The following is an 18,235-nucleotide window of genomic DNA, read 5'->3' as shown; positions in this document are numbered from 1 at the left end:
GTCTTCATTAGCCCAAACGTGTCAAAGCCGCTTCAAGGCGCAGGGCTTCGGCATTGTGCTGATCGTAATCGGCTCTGGCCTTTTCCACCGCTTCGGGCTTGGCCTTTTCGACGAATTTCGGGTTATCGAGCCGTTTGGCGAGAGAATCGCGTTCCTTTTCAGCCGCAGCTTTGGCTTTGGTCAGGCGGGCTTTCTCGGCTTCCACGTCAATCACACCGTCGAGCGGGATGATAAAGGCATCCGTTCCAGCGGCAATCTGCATGGCGGCACCTGCTGGGGCATCACCAAATTCGACTGGCGTCAGGCGGGCGAGGCGTTCGACAGCCGCAGCGCTGCGTTCCATCACGCTCTTGGCGAGATCGGACGGCTCCGGGCAGAAGGCAGCCAGCTTGGCACCGGGAGAAATACCCAGCTCATTCTTGGCGGCGCGAACGGCGGTGGTAAGCTGAATCACCCAGTCAATCGCATCAATGGCAGACTGATCCACCTGCGCTTCCGGAGCGGGCCATTTGGCCAAAATCAGCTCATATTCTCGCTCACCCTGAGCATGCCACAATTCTTCAGTGATGAAGGGCATGAAGGGGTGCAGCATCACGAGGATCTGATCGAGCGCCCAGCCAGCCACCGCGCGGGTTTCCTTCGCCGGCATGGCATCGGGATCACCCTGGAACACCGGCTTGATCAGTTCGAGATACCAATCGCAGAAGGTCGCCCATGTGAACTGATAAATGGTGTTGGCGGCGGCGTCGAAGCGCAGATCGGCCATCGCCTTGTCGAGCGCTTCAGCGGTTTTGACCACTTCGCCGATGATCCACTGATTGGCAGCGAGTTTGGCTTCTGGCGCGGCAACGCTGCTGCTGGCGGTAATGCCATTGGACTGGCAGAAGCGTGTGGCGTTCCATAGCTTGGTTGCGAAGTTGCGATAGCCTTCAACGCGGCGTTCATCCATCTTCACATCGCGGCCCTGACTTTCCATCGAGGCCATGAAGAAGCGCAGCGCATCGGCGCCATATTGGTCGATCAGGGTCAGCGGATCGACGACATTGCCCTTGGATTTGGACATTTTCTGCCCATCGGCTGCACGCACCAGCCCATGGAGATAGAGCCGCTTCCACGGCACTTCGCCCATGAACTCCATCCCCTGCATCGCCATGCGCGCATCCCAGAAGAACAGAATGTCAAAGCCTGAGATCAGCAGGTCATTGGGGTAATGTTTGCGGACCAGTTCCGTGTCATCCGGCCAGCCAAGTGTGCCGAAGGGCCAGAGGGCGGAAGAGAACCACGTGTCGAGAACGTCTGAATCGCGGGTCAGCTTTCCTTCGTCATTCCCACGAAGGTGGGAATCCATTTCAGCCGTGTCTGCTGGATTCCCGCCTGCGCGGGAATGACGATTGGCTTGTTCGGAATGACGATAGAGGGCGTAGGCTTCTTCTTCTGTCTCAGCGACGAAGACTTCGCCATCTTCGGTGAACCAGGCCGGGATCTGATGGCCCCACCAGAGCTGGCGGCTGACGCACCAGGGCTGGATGTTTTCCATCCAGTTGAAGAAAGTCTTTTCCCAAGTTTTGGGGACGATTTCGATCCGCCCGTCACGCACCGCCTGCATGGGTGGTTGGGCAAGCGTTTCGGCATCGACATACCATTGATCGGTCAGCCATGGCTCGATCACCACACCGCCGCGATCACCGAATGGTGTGGCGACCGTGCGCGGTTCTGCGTCGTGCAGTTCTTCTTCGCCATCCTTGTTTTTGGTGATGTGCGGGATGAGGAAACCAGCTTCCTTCATCCGCTCAACCACCAGCTTACGGGCATCGAAACGGTCCAGACCGAGAAATTCTTCCGGCACCAGACCATCCGCTGTCTGGACAACACACGCCTCTGCGTCGAGCATGTTGAGCATGTCAGCCGGTTTGATCCCGGCGCGTTTGCCAACATCGAAATCGTTGAAATCGTGCCCCGGCGTGATCTTCACCGCACCTGAGCCAAGTTCCGGGTCAGCATGTTCATCCGCAACAATCTTGAAGCGGCGTCCGGTGATCGGCTGGAGAATTTCCTTGCCGATGACGGAGGCATAACGCTCATCTTCCGGATGTACCGCCACGGCCATATCAGCGAGCATGGTTTCAGGGCGCGTGGTGGCCACTTCAATATAATTGCGGCCATCATCCAGCGTCACGCCGTCTGCCAGCGGATATTTGAAGTGCCAGAAACCGCTTTTCACATCGCGTGTCTCGACTTCGAGATCGGAAATGGCGGTTTTCAGCTTGGGGTCCCAATTGACCAGCCGCTTATCGCGGTAAATCAGGCCCTTATTATAAAGATCGACGAAAACCTTGATCACCGCCTTGGAGAAATGTTCATCCATGGTGAACTGTTCGCGGCTCCAGTCCATGGAGCAGCCAAGGCGGCGCATCTGGCGGGTGATGGTGCCGCCGGATTGCTCTTTCCATTCCCAGACATGTTTGAGAAAAGCCTCGCGCCCGATCTCGGCGCGCTTGATCCCTTGGGATTCAAGATTGCGCTCCACAACCATCTGCGTGGCGATGCCGGCATGGTCTGTCCCGACCACCCACAGGGCATCTTTGCCTTTTAATCGCTCATAGCGGATCACAATGTCTTGTAATGTGTTATCAAGCGCATGGCCGATATGGAGCGAGCCGGTCACATTCGGGGGAGGGTTTACAATCGTAAAGGGTGTCGCATCTGGGCGTTCCGGACGGAACAGCCCGTTTTCTTCCCAATGGGTATACCACCGCGTTTCAATGGAGGCGGGGTCGAATGTGGTATCAAGCTGGCTGGTCATAATGGCCAAAGCCTTTGCCAGCGCGACTGGCTTAGGGCAACTCGTTGTTTGCCTTGTGGATGCCTCAATTTCAGATCATAGCACGTAATGATGCGTGAATGGGCTGATTTTACTGTCGAAGAGGGGGGCGGTCGTAACTGCGTTACGCTGCAAGGCCCCCTTACTATTGCGAGCATTGCGGTGGTTGACCGCAAGCTGCGCGACTATGATGATTCTGTGCAAAGCGTTGATCTGGCTCAGGTAGATTCGATCGATACGGTTGGTGCCTGGGTGATTATGCGCTTCGCGCGCGATAAAGATGCCGAAATCATCAACGCCAGCGATCAGGCGAAGCGGCTTATTGCTGCAGTGGAAGAAAGCGCTAGCACTGCACCTCTCGCACCGCCCCGGTTAAGAGCGCTGGAGCGCGTGCCGGCGGAAGTGGGCGATAAGGTCGTCGATCTTGGCTGGGGGGTTACTTCGGTTGTTGGCTTCCTGGGGGCGATCATATCGTCCTTCGGCACTTTGATTCGCCACCCTTCGCGTTTTCGCTTCAAAGCCTTGGTGCGCCAGTTGGAAGTGGTTGGCGTGTCTTCGCTCGGCATTATCGGGCTGATGAGCTTTCTGATCGGCATCGTGATTGCCCAGCAGGGCGCCGCGCAGCTCAAGCAGTTCGGTGCCGAGATTTACACCATCAATCTCACCGGTCGGCTGGCCTTGCGCGAATTGGGTGTTTTGATGACCGCGATCATGGTGGCTGGCCGCTCTGGTTCTGCCTTCGCCGCGCAGCTTGGCACGATGAAGCTCACTGAAGAGGTGGACGCGATGCGGACTATTGGCGTTTCCCCGATGGAGGCGCTGATTATCCCGCGGGTTCTGGCAGCGGTTCTGATGATGCCGTTGCTCGGATTCTTTTCATGCATGGTGGCGATTGTCGGCGGCGCGTTTGTAGCTGATCTGACGCTGGATATTCCGTTCCTCACCTTCCTGTCCCGCATTCAGGAAGTTGTGCCGACATATGATTTGTGGGTCGGCCTTATCAAAGCGCCTGTTTTTGGCCTGATTGTTGCTCTTTCCGGCTGTTATCAGGGGATGCAGGTGAAGGGCGATGCAGAACAGGTGGGGCTGAGAACAACCCAGGCGGTGGTGCTGGGGATCTTTATGGTTATCGTGCTCGATGCCTTCTTCGCCGTGTTCTTCAGTGAGATTGGTTGGGCATGATGGACGAGACTCACACTGACGACACGCTGCGCGAAGAGATTGAGCAACAGGTTCATGATGAGACCCTGATTGAAGGCGCAACCGATTTTGACAGCGATTATCCGATCGTGATCGAAGGATTGCGCAACAGTTTCGGCTCACAAAATGTGCATGAAGACCTTTCGCTGAAAGTAAAGCGAGGCGAAATTCTGGGTGTCGTGGGCGGGTCTGGTACCGGCAAATCGGTGCTGATGCGCTCCATCATCGGGCTGCAAATTCCTGATGCAGGGACAATCAAGGTATTTGGCCGCTCGATCACCGAGGCTGAACCGGACGAAGAAATCGGCGTTCGTTCGCGTTGGGGTGTGTTGTTTCAGGGCGGCGCTCTGTTCTCAACCCTCACCGTGGGGGAGAATGTCGAAGTACCGATCAAGCAATTCTATCCGGAAATTTCCGAGGAATTGCGCCAGGAAATTGCCCGTTACAAGGTAGTCCTGTCCGGCCTGCCGGAAGAGGCAGCAAGCAAATATCCGGCGGAACTCTCCGGTGGTATGAAAAAACGCGCTGGCCTTGCTCGCGCTTTGGCCATTGATCCGGCCCTGTTGTTTCTGGATGAACCGACCGCTGGCCTTGATCCGGTGGGGGCTGCCAAATTTGACGAGCTGACCCGTGAGTTGACCGATACTCTGGGCCTCACGGTCTTTCTCATCACGCACGACCTTGATACGCTTTATGCGATCTGTGATCGTGTGGCTGTATTGGCTGATAAGAAAGTTATCGCCGTTGGCACGATCCCGGAATTGCTGGAAACCGATCATCCGTGGATTCAGGAATATTTTAACGGTCCCAGGAGCCGGGCTGCATCTGAAAGTCATGATCGCAGCGAACACAAGCTCAAAAACAACGCCTCAGAAGCGGGAACGCAATCCGGGGCGAAACGTGAAGCGATGTCAGACGTTGACACAGATGATGGCGCGCAGGATCTGGCCGCAAAGAGTAAGGCCATAGACAATGATGCAAGCTAAAGGGCATAGGGCAAGCTAATGGAAACGCGGGCAAACCATATCTGGGTCGGCGCGGTGACGCTGGTGCTGCTGGCAGGGCTGGCGGCGTTTGTCGTCTGGCTTGCACAGCTGGGCACGCAGGACCGCAAGGAATATGACATCTTCTTCGCACAATCGGTTGGCGGTTTAGCGAATGGTTCGGAAGTGACATTTTCCGGCGTTCCGGCAGGTCAGGTGAAAGATATTGATCTGTGGGAGAAAGATCCTGAATATGTCCGCGTGCGCATCAGCGTGCGGCGGGAGATTCCCATCGTACAAGGCACTACGGCTACTATTCAGGGCAGCTTTACCGGAGTTTCGACCATCCTGCTTGATGGTGCCGTAAAGGGCGCTCCGCCGATTTTGGAGCCGGGGCCAGAAGGTGTTCCGGTCATCCCGACAAAGCCGGGTGGTCTGGGTGAAATTCTTGCCAGTGCACCATTGTTGCTTGAACGGCTGGCGACTTTGACTGAGCGGCTCACCAAGACTCTGTCTGACGAAAATCAGGCGTCGATCCAGAAGATTCTCGCCAATACAGCGCGAATTAGCGATGGGTTGGCCGATGCGACACCACAGATCAAAAATACGCTGACGGAATTGCAGGGGACGCTGGACCAAGCCACCAAGACCTTGGCTGCGTTTGAAACCACACTCAATACAACGAATGACGTGATCAATAAGGACGGTGCATCGGTTGCTGATGAATTGCGCAAGACGCTGGCTTCCGCGCGCAAGACATCTGATGCACTTCGGGCAACGCTGGATGAAACCACGCCGGCTGCCAAGCAATTCAATAGCCAGACATTGCCTGCCGCAGAGGCCACATTGCGCGATCTGCGTGAAACGAGCGAAGCGCTGCGCAAGGTGACTGAGAAGATCAACAATCAGGGCGCTGGCTCGCTGCTTGGCGGGACGAAGCTGCCGGATTACAAGAAGTGAGAGGTTTTCGGGGCATGACTGGCAAGGATGGCATGAAGTCCGTTTTTCGCGGGATCGTAATGGCTTCGGCTGCGCTGGCGCTTGCTGGCTGCATCAGCTTTGGCAAAGATCCGCCGGACAGCCTGTTGACGCTAACCCCGGCAAAACTCGCTCCGGCGGGTGCGTCGACGATCGGCACCAAGAGCGCGGCTATTGCCATTATGGGGATCACTGCGTCGCAGGAACTCAATGTGAATCGTGTGCCTGTCCAAGTGAATGCATCCAGCCTTGCTTATCTCAAGGATGCGTTCTGGGTTGATAATCCAACGACGCTGTTCTCCCGGTTATTGTCAGAAACGATTCAGGCAAAAGGCAATCGTCTGGTTGTCAGTAACGCAGAGTTGCAGGCTGGTGCGCCTACGCGTCTCTCTGGCCAATTGCTGGAAATGGGCTTTGATGTCCCAACACAAAGCGTTGTTGTGCGTTTTGATGCGACCTTGCAGAACAAGAAGGGCGAGATTCTGACGCGCCGTTTTGAAAGCGTGCAACCGGGAATCAAGGCCGATGTGGAGCATGTCGGCCCTGCCCTGAACACTGCTGCCAATGATGTGGCCAATCAGGTTGCAGAGTGGGTCGGCTGATTATTGGATGATCGGCTGCCCCCACTTTGCAAATAGCGCAGTGGGGGCGGCGATACAGGCAGGCGGGTCATAGGCTGTGGGCATATAACTGCCTCTCACCTGCTCATCTGAACACAGACAGGGTGTATGTTTTCAGCCCTGCCGAACGAGCCGTGCGAAATCGGCCGCTTGGGTGAAAGACTTCAGCCGTGCAGCGCGGGTTTGTGCCGCTTCAGCTTCCCAACCCCATAATTCAGCCTGCCAGTCTTCTTCCAGATTGGAAATGGTGAAGAGGGCTTCGGCGTCAGCGCCATCCTCCAGCGCTGCCAGGCCGACGATCAGCGATGCTGCAATGGAAGAACAGGTCTGCAAGGCGGATAGCGTGAAATCATCATGCTGGGCCACCACATCGCGTAAGGTCTTGAGGCTATTAATCGGCTGGGGGCGGTGAATAACGCCGCTGATCCGTTCAAAACGGATTTGGTGGCGCTGTTCAGCCTGCGTGACAAGCGGTTCCCATTGCTTTTCCTGCCGTTCAAACAGCGCATCATCGGGTTCACCGCGATAGCAAAGCGTATCGCTTTCGCCGAAGGTCAGTATTTTGGCGATAACCGTGTCCCGCTCAGGGCCGATGATGTCGATAGCGTAATCGGCAAGGTCGCGCAGGATGAATGTGGCAGGATCGAGCTTTTCGCCTTGTGCGTCCCATTCAGCGGCAAGGTGCTGTGCCAGTTCGGCTGAAGGGACAATCTGTGCCGCACCGGCTGAAGTCTTTATACCGCGCCCATCCAGCGTGACCTGATGGCCGTTATCAACCTGCGTTACACCGACAATTTTGTAGAAACGTTTCAATGGCATCCGCCCCCACTGCGCCATTTACGAGCGAGATAGCGCGTTCCGCCAAACATGACGAGAATGCCAAGACCCGCCAGGACATAGGCCACTTCAATCGGAGCGGAGATTTCCTTGTAATCAATCATCAGGGCGATGAGGATGAGGGCAATGCCCACAAGCCGGACCAATGCGATGATGAAAAAACGGCCCTTGGCAGGATCAGCCACGGATCAATTCTCCTAATTCGGTTGCGTTCTGGGCTACGGCAACAGCGCCGGCAGCAAGAAGCTCGGCTTCTTCATGATAACCCCAAGATACACCAATGGCCCGCACGCCAATCGCTTTGGCCATTTCGATGTCATACACCGTGTCTCCGACCATCACTGTATCAGGGGCGAGGGCAAAGCCTTCTGCCATGGCGGCTTCCAGCATTTCCGGGTTGGGTTTGGATGGGTGGCGATCAGCCGTTTGCAGTGTAGTGAAAAGATCGCTGAGGCCATGGGTCGCAAGGCAGCTCTTCAGGCCGCGATCCGATTTGCCGGTCGCCACGCCCAGTACCCAACCGGTTTTATGAAGATCGCGCAACAGTGCTTCGATTCCGTCGAACAATGGTTCGCGTAAAGAGCCCTCCAACCGCGCCTGCCGGAAGGCAGATTTATAGGCCTCAACAATATTTGCCTGTGTTTCGCTTTCCGCAAAGGGGGCCAGCAAGCGGATGGCTTGCGGCAGGCTGAGGCCGACAATCCGCCGAACATCATGCCTGTCAGGCGCGGGCAGGGCGTTTTCTGCAAAGGCACATTCCATCGCCGTGCAAACTGCGGCCTGCCCGTCCACCAAAGTCCCGTCGCAATCAAAAACGGCGAGGCGAATGCTCATGATTTAGCGCTTGCCTTTCTTCGGAGCAGCCGTGCGGACAGGCTTTTTCTTATTCAGAAGCGCTTTGGGCACAGGGCTTCCCTTGCCCTTTTTGGGTCCGGACTTCTTGGGCGGGCCTTCAGGCTTGCTGCGACCGGAGGACCGATCAATCGGCGTGCCATCAGCACGCTTGCGGCGTTCGCCCCGGCGTTCCTTGCGGTATTGCTTGGCATGTTGCTTGGCGACATGCTTCTTGGTGGCCTTGTCCATCGGCGGGGGGCCTTGTTCCGGTTCGGCCATGCTGAGGCCGGTGTCGAAACCGAGCTGTTCCATTGAAGCCGCGAAATGCTCAGGCAGTTCTGCCGTCACGTCCAGCGTCGTGCCATCAGGTGCATCGATAATCAGGCGCCGGGCATGAAGGTGCATCTTGCGGCTGATCGTGCCTGTGAGGAAGGAGTCAGGCCCGCCATATTTGCCATCGCCCACGATGGGGTGGCCAATCGCGGCCATATGCACACGCAACTGATGGGTGCGGCCGGTCATCGGCTGTAATTCTACCCATGAGGCGGCATTGCCTGCGCGTTCGACGACACGATACAGGGTTTTGGCGGGTTGCCCATTTTCCATATCGACATGCATCTTCTCGCCGCCCGTTCCGGGTTGCTTGGCCAGCGGTGCTTCGATAGTGCCATTGGTGACATCGGGAACGCCAACCACCAGCGCCCAATAGATCTTCTTGGCAGACCGCCCGGAAAACCGCTTGGAGAAAAAGGCCGCGCTGCCTGCTGACCGGGCAACCAGCAAGACGCCAGACGTATCCTTGTCGAGCCGGTGAACAAGGCGAGGGCGTGGTTCATCCGCCCCGGCATAAGCGTCGAGCAATCGATCGACATGTTTGGTGGTCTTGGTGCCGCCTTGGGTGGCAAGGCCCGGGGGCTTGTTGATGATAATGGCGGAGCGTGTCTGACGGATGAGCATTTCTTCCGCTTCAATCCGTTCTTCAGGGCTCAGGTCTATGACCTCGCGCTGTTTGGAAGGTGTATCTCCGCCCGGTGGTACACGGATGATCTGACCGCTTTCGATCCGGTCATCGGGTTTGACGCGCTTGCCATTAACCCGAATCTGCCCCGTCCGCGCCCATTTGGATACCGTGCCAAAGCCGATCTGGGGCAAATGGCGTTTGAACCAGCGGTCCAGACGAATATCGTGGTCATCATCAGCAACCGTGAATTGGCGTACCTGATCAGTCATCCTGCCACTCGCATTACAATAAGGCCTATATAAAGAGCGGCGAGGCCAGCCAGCAGGGAAACCCCTGCATAGGTTACAGCCATGGCGCTTTGCCCGCGTTCCACCATCAGCATCATTTCGAGGCTGAAAGAGGAAAAAGTTGTGAAGCCGCCCAGAAGGCCAACTCCGATGAACAGGCGCGTCGTTTCCTGGCTGCTATGGCCATGCCGGGCCAGAAAGCCAGTCAGAAGACCCATAAGCATACTGCCCAGAACGTTGCAGGCCAATGTCGCCCACGGGAAAGTGGTGACAGCGTGCACGCCCATTGTATGGGTGATGAAACGGCCGAGCTGATAGCGCGTGACGGCCCCGATCCCGCCGCCGCAAGCGACGAAGAGGGAGGCTGACAAAGGTGAAGGAGTTGCCATAATTCCGCCCCTTATACGTGCGACGCCCCGGTGGGAAGCCCTGCGGCGAGACAGGACGGGGTGCTTGTGGCTCTATTACTGCTTGAATCGCAGTGGTTCAGCCCCCATATAGAGTGCAATTGATGAAGGCCTGCTTACCGTTTGGTTGTGGGTGTTGATCGGAATGTCTTGCCAACAGTTTTGTTTTGGCTTAGAGGCGCGCCGGTTAGGAGCCGATCCCTAATGCGGATTCGGCGCTTTTTTTGTTAGTTTCTCACAAGGTAGAGCCCCCATCGGTGGCGGGCTGCTTTGACCGGATTTCCAGAGGTGTTTTAGTTTATGCAGATCATGGTTCGCGATAACAATGTGGAACAAGCTCTTCGTGCGCTGAAAAAGAAGCTTCAGCGTGAGGGTGTGTATCGCGAAATGAAGCTGCGCCGTCATTACGAAAAGCCAAGCGAAAAGCGCGCCCGTGAAAAGGCTGCTGCTGTTCGCCGCGCTCGCAAGCTTGAGCGCAAGCGCGTTGAACGTGATGGTGGCAAGTAAGGCGTTAACCGCAAGACTTGCTTGAACCCGTTCTCGGGTTAGGCCAAAGGGGCGCGGGAGAAATCTCGCGCCTTTTGCTTTTCAGGCCTGTATATAGTGCTTTTAGGCCCGACCTTTTGTTTTTCAGGATAATGCTATGACGGAAATCACCCGCGTCCCGCTGCAACCGATCAAGAAGGGTTCGCTCACGAAGCTCTGGATCGGCGTTGCTATCGTTCTTCTGGCTGCCGCTGGCATCGCTTATGCCGTTGCTCCGCATGTGCAGCAGCTTGCCAATGGCGTGACCTTGCAAGTGATTGAAGAAGGTACGGGCGTCTCACCGAGCGACACGGATATGGCTTTGGTGAGCTATCGCGGCACATTGCCCGACGGCACCGTGTTTGATGAGAATGAGCGTGCACCTCTCGCCGTGAACGGTGTGGTTCCGGGCTTCTCCACGGCTCTGAAAGCTATGCAGAAGGGCGGCAAGTACCGCGTCCATATCCCTGCCGATCAGGGTTACGGTGCTCAGGATCGCGGCCCCATCCCGGCCAATAGCGACCTCACTTTTGAAGTGACGCTGCTTGATTTCATGAGCCAGGCTCAAATTCAGCAGATGATGCAGCAACAGCAGATGATGCAGCAGCTTCAACAAGGTGGTGGTGCTCCGGGTGGCCAACCGGCTCCCGGCCAGTAAGCTGAATGCCCAGCCATAATATGGCGCGTCGCTTGAAGCGCGCGCCAGTGGCTGATACTCCGCCAAGCATCACGAATTTCTTAGGAAAAGGGCGTAAGACTTATGTCCGTCGATAGGGCCACTGTGGCCAAAATCGCGTCTCTCGCGCGCATCAATATGAGCGAGGCTGATCTCGACACGATGGTGCCTGAGTTCAACACGATCCTCAATTTTGTGGATCAGCTCAGTGAAGTGGATGTGTCCGGTGTTGAACCGATGACCGCCGTCATCCCCAACAAGCTGCGCCTGCGCGCAGATGCAGTGAATGCTGACCCGCTCACCGGCGGCGGCATCAGAGACAAGATTTTGGCCAATGCACCAGTTGCCGAACATGGCTTCTTTGGTGTGCCCAAAGTCATCGAGTGACGCGCGTGATTTCTCGTCATTCCCGCTGCGGAGTGGCTGCTACCTATCTCGGAATATCAGGACACGAATTGTGACCGAACTCACTGAACTGGGCATCAAGGCCATCCGCGAAGGCGTGAAAGCGGGGGACTTCTCCGCGCGCGAAGTTGCGGAAGGCTTCAATGCCAATATCGCCTCAGCCGAAGCGCTGAACGCTTTCATCACCGCCACACCTGACCATGCCCTGAAAGCCGCTGATGCGGTTGATGCCGCGCGTGCTAAGGGCGAAGAACTCGGTTCCATGGCGGGCGTGCCCATCGGCGTGAAGGATCTCTTCGCCACACAGGGCGTGCAGACCTCTGCCGCGAGCCATATTCTCGAAGGGTTCAAGCCCGAATATGAAAGCACCGTCAGCCGCAAATTGTGGGAAGCGGGTGCGGGGATGCTCGGCAAACTGAATCTCGATCAGTTCGCCATGGGCTCTTCCAATGAAAGCTCCTATTTCGGTGAAGTGGTCAGCCCCTGGCGCAAGCAGGGCAGCGATGCGAAGCTGGCTCCCGGTGGCTCATCTGGTGGTTCCAGTGCTGCGGTTGCTGCGCGCCTTGCGCCTGCGGCCACTGGCACGGATACCGGCGGTTCGATCCGCCAGCCAGCGGCCTTCACCGGCATCACCGGTATCAAGCCGACCTATGGCCGTTGCTCCCGCTGGGGCATTGTCGCCTTTGCATCCTCGCTCGATCAGGCGGGGCCGATGGCCAAGGATGTCACCGATTGCGCGATCATGCTGGAAGCCATGGCCGGTTTCGACCCCAAGGATTCCACCAGCCTTGATCTGCCGGTGCCCGATTGGGAAGCGGCGCTCAGCTCTGATCTTACGGGCAAGAAAATCGGCATCCCCAAGGAATACCGGATGGACGGCCTTGCCGCCGATGTCGCCAAGGCATGGGATGATGGCATTCAGTGGCTGAAAGATGCCGGGGCCGAAGTGGTGGATATCAGCCTGCCGCATACGAAATATGCGCTGGCGTCTTATTACATCATTGCCCCTGCGGAAGCCTCCTCCAACCTCGCGCGCTATGATGGTGTGCGTTATGGCCTGCGCGACCTTCCCGAAGGCGCAAACCTTCAGGACATGTATGCCGCCACCCGCGCGGCCGGTTTTGGTGATGAGGTCAAGCGCCGCATTCTGATCGGCACCTATGTGCTGTCCGCTGGTTTCTATGATGCCTATTACACGCAGGCCCAGAAGGTCCGCACGCTGGTGCAGCGCGACTTTATGAGCGCGTTTGAACAATGCGACGTGATCCTCGCGCCGACAGCCCCCACAGCCGCCTTCGCGCTGGGTGAAAAGACCGGCGATCCGCTGGAAATGTATATGGGCGACGTGTTCTCAGTTCCGGCGTCACTGGCGGGCCTTCCGGCCATGTCCGTGCCCTCGGGCCTCAACGCAGACGGCCTGCCGCTCGGCCTGCAGATCATCGGCAAGCCCTTCGACGAGCAGGGCGTGCTGAATGCTGGCCTTGCATTGGAAGAACGCGCTGGCTTTACAGCTAAACCGCAGAAGTGGTGGTGAGATGAGCAATTATCGTATTCAGGGCGCAACGGGTGAATGGGAGGTCGTTATTGGCCTTGAAGTTCATGCGCAGGTCACATCTGAGGCGAAACTGTTTTCGTCTTCCTCGACGCAGTTTGGTGCTGAGCCGAACACGCAGGTTTCGCTGATTGATGCGGCCATGCCCGGCATGTTGCCCGTCCCCAATCAGGAATGCATCCGTCAGGCGGTGCGCACCGGCATGGCGATCAACGCGCAGATCAACAAATATTCGCGCTTTGATCGCAAGAACTACTTCTATGCCGATTTGCCGCAGGGCTATCAGATCAGCCAGCTTTATCACCCCATCGTGGGCGAAGGCGAATTGCTGATCGAAGCGGATGAAAAGGCCGGCCTGCCTGAAGACAAGGTGATCGGGATTGAGCGCATCCATGTTGAACAGGATGCGGGCAAGCTGATGCATGATCAGCATCCGACGATGTCCTATGTCGATCTCAACCGTTGCGGCGTGGCGCTGATGGAAATCGTCAGCCGCCCGGATATGACTTCGCCTGCCGAAGCCGGGGCCTATCTCGCCAAATTGCGTTCGATCCTGCGCTATGTCGGCTCTTGCGACGGCAATATGGATCAGGGCTCGATGCGGGCAGACGTGAACGTTTCCGTCCGCCGCCCCGGTGAAGAACTGGGCACGCGCACAGAAACAAAGAATGTGAACTCGGTCCGCTTTGTGATGCAGGTGGTTGAGGTCGAAGCACAGCGTCAGGTCGATCTGATCGAAGATGGTGGCACAGTGGTACAGGAAACGCGCCTGTTTGATCCCACCAGCGGCACCACACGCTCTATGCGCAGTAAGGAAGATGCGCATGATTATCGCTACTTTCCCGATCCCGATCTGCTGCCGGTAGAGTTGGACGATGCGTTTCTGGAAGATTGCAAGGCCAGCCTCCCGGAACTGCCGGATGCCAAACGCGCGCGTTATATCGAGAAATTGGGCCTGAGTGTTTATAATGCCCGTGAACTCACCGCTGAGGTGGAGACTTTCGGCCGGTTTGAAACGCTGCTGGCTGAAACGGCGAAAATTCTCGGCAAAGATGAATCGGCGCTCGCAACACAGGTGGCCAATTGGTCGCTTTCCATTGCGCCGGGCGTTCTGAAATCCTTGGGCGATGAAGCCAATCCGGCCTATTCCACTGCTGAAGCGCAGGCGAAAATCCTCAAGATGCAGGATGCCGGCGAAATTTCGGGCGGTCAGGCCAAGGAAATCTACGAGATTGTCTTGAAAACGGGCCGTGATGCGGAAGAAATTGCCGAAGCCGAAGGGCTGAAGCAGGTCTCTGATACGGGCGCAATCGAAGCCAAGATCGATGAAGTTCTGGCGGCCAATCAGGACAAGGTGGAACAATATCGCGGCGGCAAGGACAAGCTCTTCGGCTTCTTCGTGGGACAGACCATGAAGGCAATGCAGGGCAAGGGCAATCCAGCCGTGGTGAACGAACTTCTGAAGCAGAAGCTCGGCTAAGCAAGGCTGATCAATGAGCGCGCCTTCCTCCAAGCGCGGCATGGCCATGGTGCTGGTCCACCCTGAAATCCCCGGCAATACCGGGGCGGTGGGCCGCACCTGCGTCGCGCTGGATCTGGAACTGATTTTGATACACCCGCTGGGTTTCGAAATTTCGGACAAAAGGGTGAAGCGCTCTGGCCTCGATTACTGGCAGCATATCCGGTTGACGGAATTTGCCAGTTGGGACGATTTCATCGCCGCGCGCGCTCCGCGTGATGACCAGCTTTTTCTGTTTGAAGAATATGGTTCACGCAGCTTTTATGAGCCGACCTATCCTGATGATGCCTATCTGGTGTTTGGCCGGGAAACGAAGGGTTTGCCCAAAGAGATTGTGAAGGCGCATGAAACGCGGCTGTTTCATCTGCCGATGCGCTCCGACAAGATTCGCTCGCTCAATCTGGCCAATACCGCGACGGCGGTGGCCTATCAGGCCTTGCGCGGGCAATATTGCGGATAGGCCAGACTATCAGTGGATATAAAAGGGCGGCTCCGATTGGGCCGCCCTTTTGTTTGCTGGTGAAGGCGCTTACTGCGCGCCACCCTCAACATATTGCACCGGAATGCCGAGATCCTTGAGCTGCGGTTCAACCACTTTACGGTCGCCCACCACCACGATCACCATCTTGCCGGGCTGGAGATAGGTGCTGGCAGCGGTGTCGATCGCTGCACCATCAATCGCTTCATAAATTGCCGGGAGCTTGGTGTAATAATCATCGGGGCGGCCAAATTCGGTGTTCTCGATAATCGCGCCCAGTACTTGCCCATTGGTTTGGAAACGGTTTGGAAGACCGCGAATATTGCCTTCCGTCACGCGCTGAAGCTCAACTTCATTGACCGGGTCCTTGGCAGGGAATGCGGCCATATCAGCAAGGATCAGCTTGATGGAATCGCCTGTCCGGTCAGCCTGCACAGGTGTTGCCACTTTGAAAGCGCGTGGCCCCATGCTGTCGGTGATGGCGCTGCTGATGCCGTAGGTCCAACCCTTGTCTTCGCGCAAATCGCTGTTGAGGCGGGAGAGGAAACCGTTGCCAATCACTTCATTGGCCAGATCAAGCGCTTCGAGGCCCTTGTCATGCCCGGTGATGGGTAGAACCCGCCCGAAATAGAGCACACTTTGCGGGGAGTTGGGCCGGTCGATCATGATGATGCGCTGCTGCGCACTGGGGATCGCGCCGGTAAGATCCTTCACTGGCTTGGCGGAAGCGGGCACGGCCCATTGGCCAAAAACCTTCTCCAATTGCGGTTTCAGCTCTGCCATTGTCACATCGCCCACTACGGTGATGCGGGCGAGGTCCGGGCGCAGCCATTTCGCATGGGCTTGTTCCAGAATGGCGGGTGAGAGCGCTTCCACAACTGCGGTCGTGCCCAGCGCGCCTACTGTGCCATAGGGGTGATGGTCGCCATACAGAATTGGCCCCATAGCCCGTTGAGCCAAGCCAAAGGGGGATGCCTCGGCTTGCGCAATATCGGCCAGGCGCTGCCCCTTCACCCGATCCACTTCAGAGGCCGCAAAAGCGGGGTTGCGCGTGACATCGGCCATTAGTTCAAGTGATGGGGCAAGATTGGAGGTGAGCGCTGTCAGCATCACAGTCGAGTTGTCGAGGCTCGCTCCGGTGGAAAGTGATGCGCCGAGGCGTTCCTGTTCCTCTGCAATCTGGATTGCGCTGCGGGTGGTGGTGCCTTCCATCAGCATGTCCATCATCATGGACTGCGTACCAGCACTTGCCTGCCCGTCCGCGGCGTATCCTGCATCAAATTCAAGCGCGATGCTGACCTTGGGAATGGCCGTTCGGCGGGCAAGGGCTACTTCAATGCCATTGGACAAAGTCGTGCGTTCAATCGCCGGGAAAGTGAGGGCAGGGGTGTCGCCCAATGCGGGCGGCGTGCGCTTTTCGGCCTTCACCGCTTGTGCCGTTGCGACGGTTTTGTCGGGCTTGGCTGGCTTGGCCGCAGGGGCGGTGCCATCATCGCTCCACCCACCCATGGTCGCGCCATCTTCGGTCCGTTCACCGGGCACGATTGCCAGACTGTAAACCGGGCGTGACAGCCAGCGCTGCATGGCCGCTTTCACTTCTGCGGGCGTAAGGCTCGCCATTTGCTGAAGCTGTTTCTTATAGAGGTCAGGATCATCGGCGTAGAGCAAACCTTCCGCAAGAGTTGCGCCCTTGCCGGAAAATCCGCCGACCAATTCGAGTGCGCCAATTTGCTGGGAGACAATTTCCGTGGCAGCGCGGGAAAGCTCATCAGCATTGGGGCCTTGCTGCACGAATTGTGTGATAAGCTGATCCAGCCTCTGTTCCGCTTTTGCTCGGTCTACGCCGGGTTTCACATCCATCTGCACTTGAAGAAAGCCAAGCTGTTCATGCTGCTGAGCGGAGGCCGATACGCTGACAGCCAGCTGTTCATCACGTACCAGAGCATTGTCGAGCCGCGAACTCGCCAGCCCACCCAATACATACATGCCAACCGAAAGTGGAACGGAATCGGCGCTGGTGAGCGCAGGGCCTGTCCAGGCGCGGTAAATGCGGGTGACGGGTACCTGGTCGGTCATTTCCCGGCTGACAGGCGCCGCCAAAGTGACGGGTTCGGCGGAGATTTTGGCCACTTCCGGCCCGCGCGGAATATCGCCGAACCATTTTTGAACCTTGGCCTTCGCAGTGGCCGCATCAATATCGCCAGCCAGTGCCACTACGACATTGTTCGGACCATAGTGGTTGATAAACCAATTGCGCACATCGCTCAGGCTGGCAGCGTCAAGATCGGCCATCGAACCGATGGTGGAATGGCGATAAGGATGGCCTACTGGCAGCAAGCCGTCACCAATCGCATATTCTGCAAGGCCATAAGGCTGGTTGTCGCCCTGGCGCTTTTCATTCTGCACCACGCCGCGCTGCTTATCGAGCTTGTCCTGACTGACCGCGCCGAGCAGGTGACCCATCCGGTCACTTTCCATGAACAAGGCCAGATCAACCGCGCCAGTGGGGACGGTTTCGACATAATTCGTCCGGTCATACCAGGTGGAGCCATTGGTGCTGGTTGAACCGGCAGCTTCCAGCGGAATGTCGAAATTAGGCACGTTTTCACTGCCACCGAACATCAGATGTTCAAACAGATGGGCAAAACCGGTCTTGCCTTCAGGTTCGTTCTTCGAGCCGACCCGGTAATAAATGGTGACGCCAACCACCGGCGCTTTCCGATCGGTGTGGACGAGAGTGGTCAGGCCATTGGCAAGCGTGAAACGTTCATAGGGAATATTCACCTGATCGACGAGTTCGGAAAGTGGTGCTGCTGCGGCTGTTTGTGTCGGGGTTTCACCTGGCTGTGTGATGGCGGGTGTTTCGCGTGCCACTGCCGGTGTGGAGGATATGGCAAGGCATGCCAGTACAAGAGGAAGAGCAGCGGAAAGCTGAAAACGGCGCATCTGTTAAAGCCCCTAAAGAGAATCAAGGCATGTTTTTAACACGAAACGTGTCGCTTCAAAATGAAAGGCTTGGGACAAAACTGCGATGGTTCGTGCTTTTTCAAAGCATGAAATGCTCAGTTAAATACTTGAAAATAAGGTTGGTCGCGATTTAACGCAGTGGCATAAACATATTGGCGTTCAGTCAAAGCTCAACCAATATTCAG

Annotated in this window: 17 protein-coding genes; 10 read left to right on the top strand and 7 right to left on the bottom strand. The window is 56.9% G+C overall.

Annotated elements, in window-relative coordinates; all coding sequences use genetic code 11:
• Positions 1-7: 7 nt before the first annotated feature.
• Entirely contained in the window at positions 8-2,803 is a 2,796-nt protein-coding gene (locus GRI39_RS06800; RefSeq protein ID WP_160738945.1) for a valine--tRNA ligase, read from the bottom strand.
• 90 nt (positions 2,804-2,893) lie between these two features.
• Here GRI39_RS06800 and GRI39_RS06795 point away from each other — a divergent pair, with 90 nt between their 5' ends.
• The 4 genes from GRI39_RS06795 to GRI39_RS06780 are packed head-to-tail and all read left to right on the top strand — an operon-like array spanning position 2,894 to position 6,584.
• Complete coding sequence (locus GRI39_RS06795; protein WP_160738944.1) at positions 2,894-4,003, top strand: ABC transporter permease; 1,110 nt, start codon at positions 2,894-2,896, stop codon at positions 4,001-4,003.
• On the top strand, positions 4,003-5,007 hold the full coding sequence (locus GRI39_RS06790) for an ABC transporter ATP-binding protein (protein WP_160739244.1): 1,005 nt from the start codon (positions 4,003-4,005) through the stop codon (positions 5,005-5,007). The genes GRI39_RS06795 and GRI39_RS06790 overlap by 1 nt, the downstream gene beginning before the upstream one ends.
• 18 nt (positions 5,008-5,025) lie before the next feature.
• Positions 5,026-5,964 carry an MlaD family protein gene (locus tag GRI39_RS06785; RefSeq protein ID WP_160738943.1) on the top strand — a complete coding sequence of 313 codons (939 nt, stop codon included), beginning with the start codon at positions 5,026-5,028 and terminating at the stop codon, positions 5,962-5,964.
• Positions 5,965-5,996: 32 nt separating this feature from the next.
• The gene (locus tag GRI39_RS06780; protein WP_246204939.1) at positions 5,997-6,584 is read left to right on the top strand and encodes an ABC-type transport auxiliary lipoprotein family protein; all 588 of its coding nucleotides are present in this window, start codon (positions 5,997-5,999) and stop codon (positions 6,582-6,584) included.
• 132 nt (positions 6,585-6,716) lie between these two features.
• Here the strand turns inward: GRI39_RS06780 and GRI39_RS06775 are convergent, their stop codons facing one another.
• The 5 genes from GRI39_RS06775 to crcB are packed head-to-tail and all read right to left on the bottom strand — an operon-like array spanning position 6,717 to position 9,910.
• Entirely contained in the window at positions 6,717-7,421 is a 705-nt protein-coding gene (locus GRI39_RS06775; protein WP_246204938.1) for an ATP12 family chaperone protein, read from the bottom strand.
• Complete coding sequence (locus tag GRI39_RS06770) at positions 7,412-7,624, bottom strand: hypothetical protein (protein ID WP_160738941.1); 213 nt, start codon at positions 7,622-7,624, stop codon at positions 7,412-7,414. The genes GRI39_RS06775 and GRI39_RS06770 overlap by 10 nt, the downstream gene beginning before the upstream one ends.
• Positions 7,617-8,273: an HAD-IA family hydrolase gene (locus tag GRI39_RS06765; RefSeq protein ID WP_160738940.1), complete on the bottom strand. Its 657-nt coding sequence runs from the start codon at positions 8,271-8,273 to the stop codon at positions 7,617-7,619. The genes GRI39_RS06770 and GRI39_RS06765 overlap by 8 nt, the downstream gene beginning before the upstream one ends.
• Before the next feature lie 3 nt (positions 8,274-8,276).
• Positions 8,277-9,503, bottom strand: a complete 1,227-nt coding sequence (locus GRI39_RS06760) for an RluA family pseudouridine synthase (protein WP_160738939.1) — start codon at positions 9,501-9,503, stop codon at positions 8,277-8,279.
• The gene (gene crcB, locus GRI39_RS06755) at positions 9,500-9,910 is read right to left on the bottom strand and encodes a fluoride efflux transporter CrcB (RefSeq protein WP_160738938.1); all 411 of its coding nucleotides are present in this window, start codon (positions 9,908-9,910) and stop codon (positions 9,500-9,502) included. The genes GRI39_RS06760 and crcB overlap by 4 nt, the downstream gene beginning before the upstream one ends.
• A 318-nt stretch (positions 9,911-10,228) precedes the next feature.
• On the opposite strand from crcB, the gene rpsU reads away from it, so the two are divergent.
• From rpsU to GRI39_RS06725, 6 genes are all read left to right on the top strand, one after another.
• A complete protein-coding gene (gene rpsU / locus GRI39_RS06750) occupies positions 10,229-10,435 on the top strand; it encodes a 30S ribosomal protein S21 (RefSeq protein ID WP_160738937.1) in 207 nt (68 codons plus the stop codon).
• 136 nt (positions 10,436-10,571) lie between these two features.
• On the top strand, positions 10,572-11,111 hold the full coding sequence (locus tag GRI39_RS06745) for an FKBP-type peptidyl-prolyl cis-trans isomerase (RefSeq protein WP_160738936.1): 540 nt from the start codon (positions 10,572-10,574) through the stop codon (positions 11,109-11,111).
• A 102-nt stretch (positions 11,112-11,213) separates the two neighbouring features.
• The gene (gene gatC / locus GRI39_RS06740; protein WP_160738935.1) at positions 11,214-11,516 is read left to right on the top strand and encodes an Asp-tRNA(Asn)/Glu-tRNA(Gln) amidotransferase subunit GatC; all 303 of its coding nucleotides are present in this window, start codon (positions 11,214-11,216) and stop codon (positions 11,514-11,516) included.
• A gap of 70 nt (positions 11,517-11,586) precedes the next feature.
• Positions 11,587-13,068 (top strand): Asp-tRNA(Asn)/Glu-tRNA(Gln) amidotransferase subunit GatA, encoded by a 1,482-nt coding sequence (gene gatA, locus GRI39_RS06735; protein WP_160738934.1) that lies wholly within the window; start codon positions 11,587-11,589, stop codon positions 13,066-13,068.
• A gap of 1 nt (position 13,069) precedes the next feature.
• Positions 13,070-14,566, top strand: coding sequence for an Asp-tRNA(Asn)/Glu-tRNA(Gln) amidotransferase subunit GatB (gatB, locus tag GRI39_RS06730; protein ID WP_160738933.1), 1,497 nt, complete (start codon positions 13,070-13,072; stop codon positions 14,564-14,566).
• Positions 14,567-14,579: 13 nt separating this feature from the next.
• Positions 14,580-15,065 carry a tRNA (cytidine(34)-2'-O)-methyltransferase gene (locus tag GRI39_RS06725; RefSeq protein ID WP_160738932.1) on the top strand — a complete coding sequence of 162 codons (486 nt, stop codon included), beginning with the start codon at positions 14,580-14,582 and terminating at the stop codon, positions 15,063-15,065.
• A 69-nt stretch (positions 15,066-15,134) separates the two neighbouring features.
• Here the strand turns inward: GRI39_RS06725 and GRI39_RS06720 are convergent, their stop codons facing one another.
• Entirely contained in the window at positions 15,135-18,029 is a 2,895-nt protein-coding gene (locus GRI39_RS06720; protein WP_160738931.1) for a M16 family metallopeptidase, read from the bottom strand.
• Positions 18,030-18,235 lie beyond the last annotated feature (206 nt).

The sequence above is a fragment of the Altericroceibacterium indicum genome, assembly GCF_009828105.1.
In the GTDB taxonomy this organism is placed as follows: Bacteria; Pseudomonadota; Alphaproteobacteria; order Sphingomonadales; family Sphingomonadaceae; genus Altericroceibacterium; species Altericroceibacterium indicum.
Note: the sequence above shows the minus strand (reverse complement) of the source record. Positions and strands in the feature narration are given on the sequence as shown.